This is a genomic window from Streptomyces albiaxialis, from assembly GCF_039530985.1.
GTDB classification, from domain to species: domain Bacteria; phylum Actinomycetota; class Actinomycetes; order Streptomycetales; family Streptomycetaceae; genus Streptomyces; species Streptomyces albiaxialis.
The window spans coordinates 1-14,491 of record NZ_BAAAPE010000002.1; the positions used below are offsets into that span (position 1 = coordinate 1).

Annotated in this window: 13 protein-coding genes and 2 pseudogenes; 5 read left to right on the forward strand and 10 right to left on the reverse strand. The window is 70.1% G+C overall.

The genetic code is table 11. The features are described 5' to 3' along the window. Positions 1–914: 914 nt before the first annotated feature. Complete coding sequence (locus tag ABD343_RS04915) at positions 915–1,550, reverse strand: TetR/AcrR family transcriptional regulator (protein ID WP_344524414.1); 636 nt, start codon at positions 1,548–1,550, stop codon at positions 915–917. Between the two features lie 93 nt (positions 1,551–1,643). Here ABD343_RS04915 and ABD343_RS04920 point away from each other — a divergent pair, with 93 nt between their 5' ends. After that, entirely contained in the window at positions 1,644–2,585 is a 942-nt protein-coding gene (locus ABD343_RS04920; RefSeq protein WP_344524416.1) for an aldo/keto reductase, read from the forward strand. Positions 2,586–2,802: 217 nt separating this feature from the next. Here the strand turns inward: ABD343_RS04920 and ABD343_RS04925 are convergent, their stop codons facing one another. Continuing rightward, complete coding sequence (locus tag ABD343_RS04925; protein ID WP_344524418.1) at positions 2,803–3,093, reverse strand: hypothetical protein; 291 nt, start codon at positions 3,091–3,093, stop codon at positions 2,803–2,805. A 286-nt stretch (positions 3,094–3,379) separates the two neighbouring features. Continuing rightward, on the reverse strand, positions 3,380–4,000 hold the full coding sequence (locus ABD343_RS04930; protein WP_344524420.1) for a DUF6042 family protein: 621 nt from the start codon (positions 3,998–4,000) through the stop codon (positions 3,380–3,382). Between the two features lie 289 nt (positions 4,001–4,289). Between ABD343_RS04930 and ABD343_RS04935 the strand changes: the two genes are divergently transcribed. Further along, on the forward strand, positions 4,290–4,952 hold the full coding sequence (locus ABD343_RS04935) for a lysophospholipid acyltransferase family protein (protein ID WP_344524422.1): 663 nt from the start codon (positions 4,290–4,292) through the stop codon (positions 4,950–4,952). A gap of 839 nt (positions 4,953–5,791) precedes the next feature. On the opposite strand, the gene ABD343_RS04940 is transcribed toward ABD343_RS04935, so the two are convergent. Both ABD343_RS04940 and ABD343_RS04945 read right to left on the reverse strand, forming a co-directional pair. Next, complete coding sequence (locus ABD343_RS04940; protein ID WP_344524423.1) at positions 5,792–6,220, reverse strand: hypothetical protein; 429 nt, start codon at positions 6,218–6,220, stop codon at positions 5,792–5,794. A gap of 181 nt (positions 6,221–6,401) precedes the next feature. After that, positions 6,402–6,977: a hypothetical protein gene (locus ABD343_RS04945; RefSeq protein WP_344524424.1), complete on the reverse strand. Its 576-nt coding sequence runs from the start codon at positions 6,975–6,977 to the stop codon at positions 6,402–6,404. A gap of 135 nt (positions 6,978–7,112) precedes the next feature. On the opposite strand from ABD343_RS04945, the gene ABD343_RS04950 reads away from it, so the two are divergent. After that, the gene (locus ABD343_RS04950) at positions 7,113–7,928 is read left to right on the forward strand and encodes an NmrA family NAD(P)-binding protein (RefSeq protein WP_344524426.1); all 816 of its coding nucleotides are present in this window, start codon (positions 7,113–7,115) and stop codon (positions 7,926–7,928) included. 24 nt (positions 7,929–7,952) lie between these two features. Here the strand turns inward: ABD343_RS04950 and ABD343_RS04955 are convergent, their stop codons facing one another. Beyond that, positions 7,953–8,108 carry a hypothetical protein gene (locus ABD343_RS04955; RefSeq protein WP_344524428.1) on the reverse strand — a complete coding sequence of 52 codons (156 nt, stop codon included), beginning with the start codon at positions 8,106–8,108 and terminating at the stop codon, positions 7,953–7,955. Positions 8,109–8,353: 245 nt separating this feature from the next. On the opposite strand from ABD343_RS04955, the pseudogene ABD343_RS04960 reads away from it, so the two are divergent. Beyond that, positions 8,354–8,632, forward strand: a pseudogene (locus tag ABD343_RS04960) (DNA alkylation repair protein); the annotation flags it as partial. A gap of 75 nt (positions 8,633–8,707) precedes the next feature. Here the strand turns inward: ABD343_RS04960 and ABD343_RS04965 are convergent. The 3 genes from ABD343_RS04965 to ABD343_RS04975 form a co-directional block, all read right to left on the reverse strand. Then, on the reverse strand, positions 8,708–10,177 hold the full coding sequence (locus ABD343_RS04965; protein WP_344524429.1) for an FG-GAP-like repeat-containing protein: 1,470 nt from the start codon (positions 10,175–10,177) through the stop codon (positions 8,708–8,710). 180 nt (positions 10,178–10,357) lie between these two features. Further along, positions 10,358–10,894: a thiamine pyrophosphate-dependent enzyme gene (locus ABD343_RS04970; RefSeq protein ID WP_344525546.1), complete on the reverse strand. Its 537-nt coding sequence runs from the start codon at positions 10,892–10,894 to the stop codon at positions 10,358–10,360. Positions 10,895–10,947: 53 nt separating this feature from the next. After that, positions 10,948–12,645: a helix-turn-helix domain-containing protein gene (locus ABD343_RS04975; protein WP_344524431.1), complete on the reverse strand. Its 1,698-nt coding sequence runs from the start codon at positions 12,643–12,645 to the stop codon at positions 10,948–10,950. Positions 12,646–12,831: 186 nt separating this feature from the next. On the opposite strand from ABD343_RS04975, the pseudogene ABD343_RS04980 reads away from it, so the two are divergent. Next, positions 12,832–13,369, forward strand: a pseudogene (locus ABD343_RS04980) (hypothetical protein). Between the two features lie 12 nt (positions 13,370–13,381). Here the strand turns inward: ABD343_RS04980 and ABD343_RS04985 are convergent. After that, positions 13,382–14,437, reverse strand: a complete 1,056-nt coding sequence (locus tag ABD343_RS04985) for a DUF6461 domain-containing protein (protein WP_344524433.1) — start codon at positions 14,435–14,437, stop codon at positions 13,382–13,384. Positions 14,438–14,491 lie beyond the last annotated feature (54 nt).

Genomic DNA, 14,491 nt, shown 5'->3' on the forward strand with positions numbered 1-14,491 from the left:
TGTGCGGGTGAGGGCGGAAAGCGCGGGCTGGAGGGTGGGGGTTGATCTGGTTTTTGTGTGCGGGTGGTTGGGGTGTGGCAGTGGGGTTGGAGGGTGTGGGCGTGTCCGGGTGCGGAGAGGGGCGAGGGCGGGCCCTCCGGGCCCGGGGGCTTGAGTGCCCACCCGGAGTATTCACTCCACAGCCCCCGTACTGACTGACGGAGAGTCAGGAACGAGGGGGGACCGGGGCCGGCGAACACCAAAAAATTGGTCTACTCCACTTGAGGATGTAGGGATCATCAAAAAATGACACCCCGTCACCTCCGGGCCGGTACGACACAGCCACCCACGGCCCAACCCCACCCACCGAACAGCCCCTTGACCGACCCCACCCTCAACCAGGAGACAGCGCCCACTACTTCCTCAACACACCAGCACCGCACAGCGACAACAGACAACCTGGGACACACACGGGACAACACAGCCCCACGCCCTCCCCCGCCCTCCCCCGCTCTCCTTGCGAAAAACGCCAGCACCCGAACACACGACACCAGCTCAAAGTGCGAAAAACGCAAACACACGAGGCACGAGACCCCGCACCAAACCCGCAATGCGAAAAACGCAAACCGACAAACCACTGAGACGGGCAGCCCCGTCGCGGAAAACACACCCTCCACGCATTGCCACCCCTTGCACAAAACGCAACACCCACATGTTCGGCCCCGGACACACCCCATCCCCTCCCCCTCCCCCCGACGGCTGACGGCTGACGGCTGACGGCTGACGGCTGACGGCTGACGGCTGACGGCTGACGGCTGACGGCTGCTGCGCAGCGAAGCCCGAACGTTACGGAAACCACGACCACGGCAAGCCCCAGTACGGCAATCCGCTCACACCCTTCACACGGCCCCACAAAACAGACCTCGCACGCGAATTCACCCCCCAAGGCGAGTACGACCGTCCGGCGAAGCCGTAGGACGCAATGCGTCGACGAGCAGGTCAAGGAGCCGGTCGATCCGCTCTGTGGTATCGGTCGCCGCCGTCGAGAGGAACACACCCAAAAGCATCACCGTCACATCCTCAGGATCGACGTCACCACGCAACGAGCCAGCCTCAGCACCACCACGCAACATCAGAGCAACAGCCCTAGTGATACGTTCCCGCGTCGCAGGCGTAGCGACGGTCCCCGATGCCCAGCCGTCGCGCAGTGTCTGTGACATGCCGCGCTTGATCTTGAAGAACGCGGCGTACCGGGTCATCCAGGCACGCAGAGCCGCTGCGGGTTCCAGCTCGTCGAGGAGCTTCGGGGCGTCGGCGACGACTTCGTCGAGTTCCGCGGCGTAGAGCGCCTCCACGAGTGCTTCCCGAGTGGGGAAGTGTCGGTAGAGCGTGCCGATTCCGACGCCGGCGGCGCGGGCGATCGCGTCGAGGCGGACGTGGTCCGGTGTCGTCGCGAAGGCGTCCCGGGCGGCGTGGAGGAGCCGGTCGCGGTTGCGCCGTGCGTCGGATCGGGCGGGTCGGGCGGGTGTCCCCGCGGCGCGTCCGTCGGCCGTGGACTCGGTTCCAGACAAAACGGAGAACCTCCGGTTAGGCTATGCTGAAGGTGAAACGGAGAGACTCCGCTTCATCTATCCTCCCACGCCCCGCTGCGAAGGAGACAGCCCATGACCTCCCCCGTCAGGTCCGATCACGTCACCGCCTCCGGCACACCGCGCCCCGGTGGAGCCGGACAGCTCGCACACCGGACCGTCTCCCGGATCGGCTTCGGCGCGATGCAACTCGAACGCCTCCAGGGCGACCGCCCAGCGGCCGTCAAGCTGCTGCGCCGCTGCATCGAGCTGGGCGTCGACCACATCGACACGGCACAGTTCTACGGACACGGCTTCGTGAACGAAGCGATACGCGAGGCCGTCCGCTCCCAGGACGACGTCCTGGTGGCCACCAAGGTCGGTGCCGAGCCCGACCCCGAAGGCCCCCTCCCCCTCCGCCTCGCCCAGCGCCCCGAACAACTGCGCGCCGCCGTCGAGGACAACCTGACCACCCTGAAGACCGAACAGCTCCCCCTGGTCAACCTCCGCCGCACGGACACCGGCCCCGGCCTGCGCGCCGAGGGCGACCAGCTCGTCCCCCTCGACGACCAACTCGCCGAACTGACCGCTCTGCGAGACGAAGGCAAAATCGGCGCGCTCGGACTCAGCAGCGTCTCCATGGACGTCCTGCGCCACGCCCTGCCCGCAGACATCACCTGCGTGCAGAACGCCTACAGCCTGCTCAGCCGCGACGACGAAGACCTACTGCGCCTATGCCAGGAGAAAGGCATCGCCTGGGTTCCCTACTTCCCACTCGGCAGCGCCTTCGACGGAATTCCGAAGGTCACGGACGAGCCCGCCGTAACCGCCGCCGCACACGAGACGGACGCGACCCCCGCCCAGATCGGCCTAGCCTGGCTCCTCCACCACGCACCGAACATCCTCCTGATCCCCGGCACAGCAAACCCCACCCACCTGGAAACGAACATGGCCGCTGCGGAAATCACCCTCAGCCCGGCCACACTCGCCGCCCTGGACGCCGTCCCGCCCCGCCCGGCAGACATCGCGCTGCACTAACACCTCCACAACAACCCCCAACACCACCACCCGCACCGGAACCGCAAACTCACCGCCGAACCCAAAGCGAACCAGCCAGTCCGGTCATTCACACGAGCCCCCACACAACCCACATCGGGCGAGGGGCCCGGCCGACGCAGCGGGCAGCCGCATGATCACGACATGCGATTCTTCGCCGCGTCGGAAGGACGTCCAACTGGCCACGTAGGGTGCGCTATTAGCACCGGTATCTGGCTCTGCCGTCAGAGATGTAGAAGTAGTCCGGCTTGATGGGGGCACGTCCGTCGCTCGGCGTCAGGAGGATCGGCAGTTCTTTGACGGCGCGGAGCGCCCAGACAGTTTCCGGGGTGAACCCCTTTTCCTTCGCGGTGTTTTGAGCCTCAAAAAGGGGCTTCACTGCCTCAAAATGTTCGGACGGTTCGAAGCTGCCCAACTGCCAAGGCATATCACCTCCCATCTCGAAGAAGTAGCCGATGACAGTATTCCCGCACGTGACAACCAGCTTCAACGTTGCCGAACCCCCTTCGAAGCGTGACCCATATCGTTGCCTTCCGCGAAGTCCTTCAATATCCCCCAAGATGTCCTTGCCCTGAAGGCCCTCTCTGCCGGGTCCAGCCCTATCAGGCGGAAACATTCGGGAACTTAGAGCCTCGCGACGCTGGGCCGACTCCGAGCTAGGAACCGAGCACGGGCCCCTATGGGCCTGCCCCTTGCCGCCGGATGCCGCACGTCCGACCTCGTCAGCTCGGCACGCAAGGAGCCAAAGAACAGCCGAGCAGCGTCACAGCAGGCGGTCAGGGGGCGCTCGGGGGCGGAGGCAGGAGCGGCGGTTCGGGTCCCAGGAACCGATCGGGTTCGGTGACCCCGGCGAGGTCGGCCAGACCGATCATCAGGGGGCGCAGGTTGCGCTGGAGTTGGCGGAGTTCGTAGCGGCACTGCGCCTCGTGGGGCCACTCGGATTCCAGCGCGCCTGGGTGGGTGGCGAGGAATTCGTCCAGTTCCTTGTGCCAGTAGCTCTGGAAGGCGCGGACGTGGCTGTTGTCCACCCGATTCCGGTGGAAGTGCTCCCTGTCCATGACCAGGCGGAAGCGGTGGTGTGCCTCCAGGCGTTCTGTGTCGGCTGGCTCGCGGCCGCGCTGCACGTGTGCGTCACCGGATGCGACGAGTTCCGTGAGGCCGAGTCGGACGTCGTCGGGGTCTCGGTCCGTGGTGGCTGCCAGGCGGTCGAGGGAGGTGAGGATCTCCTGGAGCAGGTCATCCAGCGAGCCGGTAGAGCCGGGTTGGCTCGCGGTGCCGATCAGCATGGTCAGCGGGAACCCCTGGCGAGGCAGGACGTGTTCCCAGCCCGATACCCACCAGTCGTTGTGCATCGCCAGGTCCCGGGGCGGTCCGGGCACAGACGGGTTCTCGGTCATGCGCAGCTCTTCCTCACAATCGGACCTAGGCTCGCAGCGTGCGCGCCTTCTGGAAGAGCTACTACATCAGCGCGGCGAGGGCCTGATCGGCCATCTGCACGCCCATCGTGCGACCTCCCGCACGGCCGGGCCGTCACCCCGCGGTGTGACGGCCCGGCGTGGCCGCGGCCCGAACTCACCGGGCTGGGTAGCCCGGCGACGGCGATCAGAAGTGAGTACGCCAACTCATGCGCGGCCCACGCCCGCCACCGACGATGGGAGAAACGCCCTCGGCCCCGGGAGACCGCTCGTGCTCAGCCGCATCGCCGACCTTCTGGTCCCCGCCTTCGGACATCTGTCGGTGACCGCTGACCCGCGCGCCGCGCTCGAGCCGGGCAGCATCATCGCTCCGAACCACTCTTCCCTGGCGGACCCCGCCGTCGTCATCGCCGCTCTTCGTCGGCTCGGTGCCGAGCCGGTCATCATGGCGACCGCCGGGCTGTGGCGTGTGCCGCTGCTCGGCCGCGCGCTCGCCCGCGACGGGCACGTCCCCGTCGTCCGCGGGGACCGGCGTGCCGCGGCCTCGCTGGACGCGGCAGCCGATGCCCTGGAACAGGGACGGCTGGTCCTCATCTACGCCGAGGGCGGGCTCCCCCGTCGCCGGGACGTCGCGGAGGCGGCCCCCGGAGGATTCCGCAGCGGTCTGGCCCGGCTCGTCGAACGCACCGGCGCCCCCGTCGTGCCCGTGGGCCAGGCCGGCGCCCGCCGCGTCACCTCGGGCAGCAGGCTCAAGCAGTTGGCGGGGCTCGCCAGCGCCCCTCTGCGTCGGCCGGGTCTGCACGTCCACGTGGGCGCGCCACTGTCGCTGACTGGCACCCTGACCGCCCGTACGGCGCAGGCCCGGACCGCCGTCATCACCGCGTGGCGCACCGCTGCCGCCCACCTGGGCGAGCCCGCCGCACTCACCACATAACCCATCCGCCAGCGCCGGGGCGGGCCCGGGCATGCCGTCCACGGGGAATCGACGCGCTGGCCGTGGCGTCCTCTCCCCCGTACCCCGCGGTAGCACCGGATCCTGCCGTCAGCTCTATAACGGCGGACGCGGTTGTGAACGCTGGCCTCCCTCGTGCCCGGGAGCGCGCGGCGCGGGGCGGGGGGATATCGACAAGGGCCAAACCGTGCTCGCACGGCGTAGCTGGGCGCGCGCAGCTACGTGCCGGACTTCGCCGCCCTACGCTTCGCAGCCCGGGACGCTTCTCCCAGGACATCCGGACAGGGAGAAGAGGCGCGCTCCGACACGTTCCTCGGCACGCCATGGAAATCTCAGCTCGCACGGCAACACAGGGCAGAGCTCCAAGCAGCGCTTCTCCTGTGATGCCGAAGGTTCCGCAGGTAGTTCCAGCACACCATGCCTGCATCGCGTGCGGAGAGTGCGGGGGGGGTGTTCCTGCCGCGCGCCGGCGGGGCCAGGAGAGTGCGAGTTGTGCCGAAGCATCAGGCTGGTACGGCTCAAGGCCGCAGAAGACATCGCCTGTTACAAGGGCAAGCTCGCTGCCGGTCACAGCTATGTGCTGACCACGAACCGCCACCTACCGGCTCTTCGGCCACCCCCTGTGCCAGCGCCCCGCCCTGACCGGCGACTCCACTGGGCCTCCACCGAAACCGCCCCGGACTTCGCCCGCCACATCGAAGGCGCCCTCGCCGCAGCGGAACGAGCGACCCGCACGATCCTGTCCGCCTGAAGGCGATATCGGGGCTGGAGGCTCAACGGGGCTCAGGGGGATTCGCGGGGTGTTCCGGCCGGTCCGCGTGTCAATCGGCGATCCGCAGTGACCAGTCGACCAGGCAGTCCACCTCGATCAGTCCCGGGCCCGGCAGTTCGATCCGTCCGCGGAATGGCCCCAGGCTGATGTCCGTCACCTCGCTCCGCCCGCCGTCACGTCCGTGGTGAACCAAGCGCGCGTAGCCCTTGCCGACGACGTTCAGCACGGCCTCGGTGGCTGGGCCGTCGTATTGGAGGACGTCGGGGTGCTTGCCGGTCGCTGTCTTCTTCAGTTCGGTGCAGGTGGTGGCGCTGCGGTAGCCGATCTTCCACCGTTTGAACGGGCCGCCGCCTCTCACGCTCCCCTTGTCCACGGCCAGATGCGTGTACGAACGCGGCACGACGGCTCGTGCCGGGTGCCCGCCGTAGTTCACGGTGCACAGCATCTCGCCGCGCTCCAGATGATCGGGGGTGTCCACCAGCCGTACACGAAGTACCCGTTGAAGCGGCTGCACTGTATCTCCAGGACCGTCGCCCCGTCCGGTGCGTGGTCGACCGGAACGGTTCCATTGCCCCAGTCTCTGTGGGGAAGTGATATGTCGTTCATGACGGGCATTCTGACAGGTGCTCACACATCTGCCGGCCGAAGCGGTTCCGCGCTCAGACCGGACTCCCGGAGAATCCGGCGCGGTTCTTCGCGATGTTCCGTGTCTTCTTTCTCCTGGCCGACCCGGCGAGCAGGGCGAGTACCGGCGGCGACGTCGAGTTCTCGGCGAGGAGGCGCTGCATCCAGTCCGTGGCTTCCGCCAACTCGGCCGGTGTCGGCTCGTGGCCGTCCTCGACGGACAGGTAGAGCAGCCAGTCGTGGACGCGGCGGTGGATGAAATCGCGGTGGCCCCGTGCCTTGAACTGGTCGAACTCCGGCAGCAGTTCGGCTGACCACTGACGGAACTCGGCGGGGCCGGGCGACACCATCGCGATCCGGTCCACGAGGGCGGCCACCGCTGTCTTGGACGTGATCTCGCTGGGGTCGCGCAGGATCGTGGCCACGATCGCGCGGTCCCGGACCCGGTCCCGGTCCCGGTCGCGGTCGTGGCTCCGTGAGGAAGCCGTTGCCGTGACGACGCGTTGGTACGCGGATGCTCGGACGTGCTCGTCCTTGACGGCGTCGTCGATGTTCACGTCGAGGATGCCCGCCTGCGCCAACAGTTCGGCCATGTCGGAGTGCAGGGTCATCGCTTCGCCTCTTGTCGCGGGGTCGGTTCCTGTGGCTCCCGATGGCCTCGATCGCGGACAGTACCTGTCCGCAAGGGGCGCCATCATGTGTGTGCGGCCGGGGAGACCGGTCGCGGACGATGTGGGGAGAGTGGCATGACGTTTCTGGTTGCGGGTGCGACGGGCACGGTCGGGCGGCAGGTTGTCGCGGCGCTCCAGGAGGCCGGTGCGCCGGTGCGTGCGCTGACCCGGCGGCCCGGGACAGCGGCGTTCGGGCCGGGGGTCGAGGTCGTGGGAGGCGATCTGCTGGACGCGCCGTCGCTGGAGGCGGCGCTGCGGGGCGTGACCGGCGTACACCTGATCAACTTCGGGGGTGACGGCTACGCTCCGCTGGAGAACGGCCGGGAGCTGGTGGCGATGATCGAGGCGGCGGGTGTGCGCCGGGTGACCATGCTGGCCGGGTGGTCGGAGTCGACGCTGGAGCCGGCCGTGCGGGCGTCGGCTCTGACGTGGACCGCGGTCTCGCCGACCGAGATCATGGCCAACGCGCTGGAGTGGGCGGACGAGGTGCGCCAGGGGCGGGTCGAGCGGCCGTACGGGGACTCGCGTACCGCGATGGTGCACGAGGGCGATATCGGTGCGGTGGCCGCGACGGCGTTGCTCGAAGAGGGGCACGGCGGTGCGGACTACCTGCTGACCGGGCCGGAGCGGATCTCGCTGCGGGAGAAGATCGCCACCCTTGGGTCAGCGGTCGGCCGCAGCGTGGAGTTCGTGGAACTGACGCCCGACCAGGCGCGGACAGCGATGCGGGAGCAGGGCGTTCCGGAGCACATGATCGATTTCCAGTTGGAGGTGTTCGCCGACCCGCCGGCCGAGTACAACACCCCGAACGGCGTGGTCGAGAAGGTGACCGGACGCCCGGCACGTACCTTCGCTGACTGGGCTCAGCACAACGCGTCGGCCTTCCGCTGAGCCCTCGGCACGGAGAGAGCCCGCTTACGCCGTGGGCAGGCGGGGGCGGCTGAAGTCGACCGCTTCCTCGGTCTCCCGCAGCAGTTCCTCGGCGCTCTGCCGGACCTGGGTGACCACGTCACCCTGCTCTATCACCAGGCGCTGATAGATCGGAACGTCCTCGTCCACGCCAACAGTCATCACGCTCTGTCCTTTCCCCCGAAAACACGGTCCACCGGTCCTCCAAGGCCCTGGCCAGGGCGAGGAGCGGCAGCCGAGTCTAACCACACTCCAACTCACCACACACAGCAGACAGCACACCCGGCGCACTCGCCCCCCACCAACCCGCCCACACCACCACACACCCGGCGCGGAGGCGGGGGGCGGGGGGCGGGGGCTGCGTAGGCTGAGGTTCCCGTGGGTGAGGGAGAGGACGGGAGGCACCGATGGCCGGGGCGACGGTGGACGAGGTGATGGCCGAGCTGGCCGGACTCGACGTTCCCAAGGTTCGCGAGGTCAATGCCAGGCATGGCGACGGTCATGGCGTGAATCTCGGAAAGCTGCGTGCTCTCGCCAAGCGTCTCAAGACGCGCCAGGACCTCGCCGTCGAGCTGTGGGAGACCGGTGACTCGGCGGCCCGCCAGGCCTGGATGGCCGATTCCGACCCGGTGGTGGCGAGTGCGGGCCGGGCGCTAACCGTCGAGCGTGTGGCCAAGAAGCCCGAGATCGTCGGTCGACGGCACGGCGGGAACGGGGCCTGAGGTCCCTGGGCGACCTCGGCGGCTTGCCCACTGCTCCGCTCAGTGGCTGCTCAGCGGCTTGCCGTACTTGTGGGCCGTGGAGAGGTCCGGGAGGCCGAGCGTGCGGGGCGAGAAGGCGGTCGAGCCGTTGGCCGCGCCCTTGGGGAGCAGCCATGCGGCGCCCAGCGAGGCGTTCTCGCCGGGGGATCCGACCGTGACGTCCGGTGTCCCGTCGCCGTTGTGGTCGCCCGCGGCGACCGCCGCGCCGAAGGCGTCGCCCGCCTCGGCGACGCCCGGGACGCCTGCCGTGTCCTGGTTCCAGGTGTCGGCCGCGGCGGCGCCGTCCGCGTCGAGCAGGCCCTTGGTGCCGCCGTGGAGGAGCCAGGCGGCGCCTGCCTTCGCCTTGGTCCCGATGGCCTCGCCGGGGGCGCCCGCGATCAGATCGTCGCGGCCGTCGCGGTCGGTGTCGGTGACGGCGAGGGAGGCGCCGAAGCGGTCGCCGTCCTCGGCCACGCCCGGGACCCCGGCCGTGTCCTGATTGAGGGTCTGGGCGCGGCTGCCGAACGAGCCGCCCGCCGGGCTGCCGTAGTGGACGTGGATGCCGCCGCCCTTGGCGAGCGGCTCGGGGCCGCACGGGTCGTCGATGTTCTCGTCGGCGATCTCACGGCATTCGCCGAGCGCCAGGTCGTCGTTGCCGTCGCCGTCGAAGTCGCCGGCGGCCAGGGCGGTCACACCGGCGTTGTCGGTGTTCCAGAAGTTGGCCATCTCGGAGCGGTCGGCGTCCCATTTCCACAGGCGTACGTGGGACTGGGTGCTGGGCGCGCCCCGGGTCCAGTACGCCAGAGCCAGATCCGCGACCCCGTCGCTGTCGAAGTCGCCGGTGGTCAGGACGGGGGCGCGGCCGCCCATGGGGGCGGTGACGACGGTGGCGATCATGCTGTCCTCGCCCTGGGCGACGGTGGCGACGACCTTGTCCGTGCCGCCGATCACGATCTCCTTGTTGCCGTCGCCGGTCAGGTCGGCAGCCGTGACCGATCTGCCGTACGCGGCGGACGGCGAGGGCCCGGTGAGAACCGTCGAGCCGGGCCCGGGCCCGTTCTTCGAGCCGCCCACGGCGATGACCATGCCCGCGTCGGTTCCCCGGTCGGTGACGTCCTCGCCGGGGACGCCGGCGAGGAGTTCCGCGATGCCGTCGCCGTTGAGGTCGGTCAGTTCCACGGACGCGCCGAAGCGGTCGCCCGCCTCCGGGGTGCCGGGGGTCTCGGGGGTGGACTGGGTGACGCGGATGCTCCCGTGGGCGCCGACGCCCTTCGGTCCGCCCCAGACGATGTTCACGTATCCGGCCTTGGCCTTGCCGCCGACGGTCCCGTCCGGGACGCCGACGGCGACGTCCGCGTAGCCGTCGCCGTTGAAGTCGCTCGTGACGGCGCGGGGTGCGGCGGTGGCCGTGCCGGACGGGAGCACGAGCCCGGCGGTGACCGTCGCGGCTGCTGCGATGGCGTACGTCAGGATGCGGCGGCGCTGTGGCACGGTGGGGCTCCCACTCGGTCGACGGGACGCGGGTTCGTCACATGTGACCGTCGAAGTGCCCGGCTGGTTGTACGGAGTTCACCGATGTTTGGCTAAGGATTCACGTTGCGTGGGAGGGTCCCGGGTCGTCCTCCGGTCGCACCCAATCGCCCCCGGCGCGGCCCCGGCGCGGCGCCGGGGTCAGGCGCTGGTGCCGATCCCCGAGACGTAGGCGTAGGCGACCCAGTCGGAGTCGAGGTCGGCGATCAGGTCGTCCCAGATCTCGTCGAGGGTCCCGAAGTCGTCGTCCTTCCAGGCGTCGACGGCGTCGTCCCATACGTAGCGGGCCTGAATGGAGCGGTCCTGGACGTTGGGGCGGCGGTACTTCTCGGGGACGGCCGTCTGGTCGACGGGGTAGATCTCCATCCGTACGCCGCGGCCCTCGTTGTTGAAATAGCGCTTCAACTGCCCGGAACGGATGAGGTTCTCGCGGCGGCGGTTCCAGTACGCCGTGTCGATCTTCTCGCGGCTGGCGCGAGAGGGGGTGGTGCGGCGCGCGTACCAGTCCCGGACCGTACGGGGGCTGGCTCCGGCCTCGCGGAGCGCGGCGCGGCCCGCGGGGCTGTCGAGGTAGCGCAGCCGGGCGTTGAGGCCCCGCCTGGTGGTGACCGGGGAGGCGATGCCGTGGGCCCGTACGACGCGTTCGATCTCCTGCGCGAGGGCCTGGCCGCCGGTCATGCCGCGCGCGCCGTGCTTCTGCCACTCGCCCCACTCGTCCTGGGACTGGCTGCTCACCGCTCACCTCCGGGGGTGCCCAACGTGTAGGTCTCCTTGATCTTCATGTCGGCCATGCCCCGGCCCTCGGAGAACACGCCGCGCCAGTCGCCGCCCGCGAGGTGCAGCTCGTCCGTGCCCGACATCTGGACCAGTGTCAGGCCCGCCTTGCGGGCGCGGTCGGCCTTGAACCACAGGTTCGCGAAGGCCTGGGAGCGGATGATGTGCATCCAGTCCGGACGGCGGATCTCCCGGTTCATCGACGATTCGCCGATGGTGGAGACGAACTTGGAGTACATCGCCTTGAGATACTCCACCGTGAGCGTGTCGCCCTCCTCGACGGCCTTCTTCCGCAGCTCCACGAGCGTACGGCGCAGCTTCTCCAGCAGGGCCTCCGTGCTGCCCGAGGTCCAGGACTCGTGGATGACGGGCGGGTCGCACAGGTCGTCCTTCGCGCACCGCATCAGCAGCCGCAGCGTCGGCTCGGTCACCCACAACTCCCCCGGCTCCATACGGGCGCCGAGCGGCGAGGGGATGTCGGGGTGGTCCCATTCGGGCGGCGTGATCAGGTGCACGCCCGCCTGCTTGGGGTCGTGGACGCCGGTGGTGCTGTGCACGAGACGGCCGAGGGGCAGCCTCGTCTTCCAGGCCGCGAGATAGGCGGCGTTCGCGTCCAACGCCACGACGTCGACCGGGCCGTCGAGCTCGCCCGCCTTGACGGCCTTCGCGAGCGCGGTGTTGCGCCACTTCGGGCGGCCTTCCCAGATCGCGTCGGCGCCCTTCTGCGAGCGCTTCTTGAGGATCTCCTCGGTGGGCGGGAAGTCCTTGTGCTCGTAACGGCCGCCCACGCGCGAGGACTTGAAGAGGCTCATCACGTCCTGAACCGCGCGCTTGGACAGCGCCTCCTGCGCGGCGCCCATATCGCCCTCGTGCTCGCGCAGTACGGCGGCGACCGTGCCCGCGATCGTCAGCGCCAGGTCGTTGTCGGTGAGCGGGGCGGGTGCGGGGCGGGGGCGGGTTCCGCGAGGGGCCGAGGGGGCGTCGGGGCGGGGCTGTTCCCCTCCGTCGGCCCCGGCGGGCTCGCCGGGCTCGGCGGCGGGGAGCGGGGCGCCTACGCACAGGCCGTACATGTGCTGGGGGTGGCCGCCCGCGCGCGCGGTCGTCGGCTTCCCGCACAGCACGCACGGCTCCGCCGCTACGGCCGTTCCGTCGACGGGGCGGGGTGGATCGGGCGGCAGGACCTGGGGAGGTGCCTGGAGGGGTGGAGTGGGGGTGGGGGCGGGGGCGATTGCGGGTTCGGGTGCCGGTGTGGTTTCCGGCTGGCGCTCAGGGGTGGTGTCGGGCGCCGCCTGACGCTCCGGCTCCGGTTCCGGCTTCGGCTTCGGTTCCGCTTCTGGCTCAGGTTCCGGTTCGGGAGCGGGGAGCAGGGTGGGCCTCGTGCGGGCCGCGGGGAGGCAGGAGACGGCGTGCTCCGTGCCGGTCAGCAGGTCCGGGACCTCGATGCCCCAGTGCGCGGCGAGGCGGTCGATGTCCTCCAGCTTCCAGGAGGCCTTGCCCGACTGACGGCGCGACAGGCCCGTCGGGCTGAGGCCGACGGCCACGGCGAGTTCGGTCTGGTGCTCTCCCGCCAGCTCGCGCAGCCTGTCGACGGTGACGCGCAGCACCTCCTCGGTGCCCGGCGCCTCGTCCGTACCCGACCCCGGATTCACTGTCATGGCAGGGACCCTACCGGCACGATTGCGTTTTTCGCACGCGGCGACGCGGTCGGAGCGGGCGGGGGCCTCCCCCACCGTCGTACTCACCTCGGGGGACACCGGGCGGATCCGGCAGCGCTCCGGTGTGCGGCCGTCTACCGTACGGGCGTGCCGCGCCGCCGCCGCGGCCGGAAGAGGAGGAACCCTGTGTCTTCGCCCTGCGCCCCCGAGCACGCTCCCGCCGGTGATGTGGACGCGGCCCTCATGGTGGTCGACTCCCGCCTCAGGGCCTTCTACAACGGGGCGACCGAGACGGCCGAACAGCAGGAGATGATCGACCGGATCCTCACCTCCATGGGCCCGGACGGGGTCGAGGACCTGCTGGACGGGGCGTGTTCGCTGATCTTCGTCTACATGAAGTGGCTGAGGCTGGCCTACGAGGACCACGGCAAGGACGTCATCGAGTGCGTGGTGCCCGATCTCGTGGCCACGATGCGGATGATGACGGTCAGTATCCGGCCCGAGGCCATCCCCACCATGGCCGGTCTGCTCATCGCGGCGGCGACCGGGTTGAGTCCCAGCCTGTGGCGGCGCCAGTACGGCGACTGGACCACGCACGGTGGAGATGAATGCTCTGGAGGCCACGGCCTTCCTTCTCGCGGAGCGCGTCAACGCCCTCACCGACGACCGGGACTTCGCCACCCGTATGGTCGCCGAGGCCCTGTCCGGCGCCGAGGACGACTGACGCGCACCGCTCTCAGGCCCTTCGCAGCGCTGCCCTGTGCAGGCGGTCGACCATCCAGAATTCCTCGACGCGTTCGCCGTCGCCCGTCATGGCGGTGACCAGGGAGCTGAGGATGTCGGGGAGGCCGCTCGTCGAGGTGGGCGAGTGGGCCGCGGCGCACCGCGCGAGGACGTCGAGGACTATGGCCTGCCGGAAGGCGAGGTGGGAGGGGCGCTCCCACTCTGGTGCGAAGTCCTCGGCCTCCTCGGCGCGCAGTGCGTGGCTGCGGGCGAGGGCCGTGTCGCTCGCGGCGGTCAGTTCCGCCCGTAGGCGTGTCCGCTGCCTGGCGGGGGGCGGGGGCGCGAGCGCCGCTGGGGCCAGGGGGTGTTCGCGCAGGCCGGCGTGGGTCAGGGCCAGGTCCAGGGCGTGGCGGCGCATGCGGTCCAGCAGCGCGGGGCCAAGCTCTGCCAGGTAGCCGGCGAAGGGCTCCTGGCCGAGCAGCGGTGAGTCGTCGAACCCCTGGCCGAGCACATACTCCGGTACGGGCGTGATCTCCACGGCGCGGTGCGGGCCCCGTGCCCAGGCCTCGTCGAAGCGGGCGCCGGTGGCGCGTTCGACCGCCACGAGGCCCTCGCCCCAGCCCGGCGCCTCGACGCCGAAGGCCAGGCCGTCCAGCAGGGGGTCCCAGGCGTCGGGCCGGGCGCCGTAGGGGTCGTCGAGGACGACCATGTCGAGGGCGGAGGAGATGAGTCCGTCCTCGGCCAGGGACAGCCGGGACACCGCGTTGACGTTCCAGAAGGCGCTGGCGGTGCGGCCCAGGCGGGAGAGGGGGCGCAGGACCTCTTCGCGGGACCCCTGGTAGCCGTTCTCCACGACGACGGTCGCGGGGCCCGAGCGGGAGACGAGGACGAGGTCGCGGTCGTAGTGCGAGGACAGGTCGTCCAGGGCCATGGGGCGGGCAGTGTCCGGGTCGCCGCCGAAGTGCCGGATCACCGCGTCCTCGTCACCGCCGCGCACGGCCGTGAACGTCGCGGCGTCTCCCAGCCCCGTATCGGTGAGGAAGCGGTCGAGGTGCTCGGGCGGAGTCATACCGCGCATTGTCGTCGCCGCCACTGACAACGGCGGCGGGCCGCCCTGCTCACG

Bases quoted from the DNA above. Each gene is read 5' to 3' on its own strand.
- ABD343_RS04920 (WP_344524416.1), top strand. From the start codon at position 1,644: ATGACCTCCCCCGTCAGGTCCGATCACGTCACCGCCTCCGGCACACCG.
- ABD343_RS04930 (WP_344524420.1), bottom strand. From the start codon at position 4,000: ATGACCGAGAACCCGTCTGTGCCCGGACCGCCCCGGGACCTGGCGATG.
- ABD343_RS04945 (WP_344524424.1), bottom strand. From the start codon at position 6,977: ATGACCCTGCACTCCGACATGGCCGAACTGTTGGCGCAGGCGGGCATC.
- ABD343_RS04950 (WP_344524426.1), top strand. From the start codon at position 7,113: ATGACGTTTCTGGTTGCGGGTGCGACGGGCACGGTCGGGCGGCAGGTT.
- ABD343_RS04955 (WP_344524428.1), bottom strand. From the start codon at position 8,108: ATGACTGTTGGCGTGGACGAGGACGTTCCGATCTATCAGCGCCTGGTG.
- ABD343_RS04970 (WP_344525546.1), bottom strand. From the start codon at position 10,894: ATGACCGGCGGCCAGGCCCTCGCGCAGGAGATCGAACGCGTCGTACGG.
- ABD343_RS04975 (WP_344524431.1), bottom strand. From the start codon at position 12,645: ATGACAGTGAATCCGGGGTCGGGTACGGACGAGGCGCCGGGCACCGAG.
- ABD343_RS04985 (WP_344524433.1), bottom strand. From the start codon at position 14,437: ATGACTCCGCCCGAGCACCTCGACCGCTTCCTCACCGATACGGGGCTG.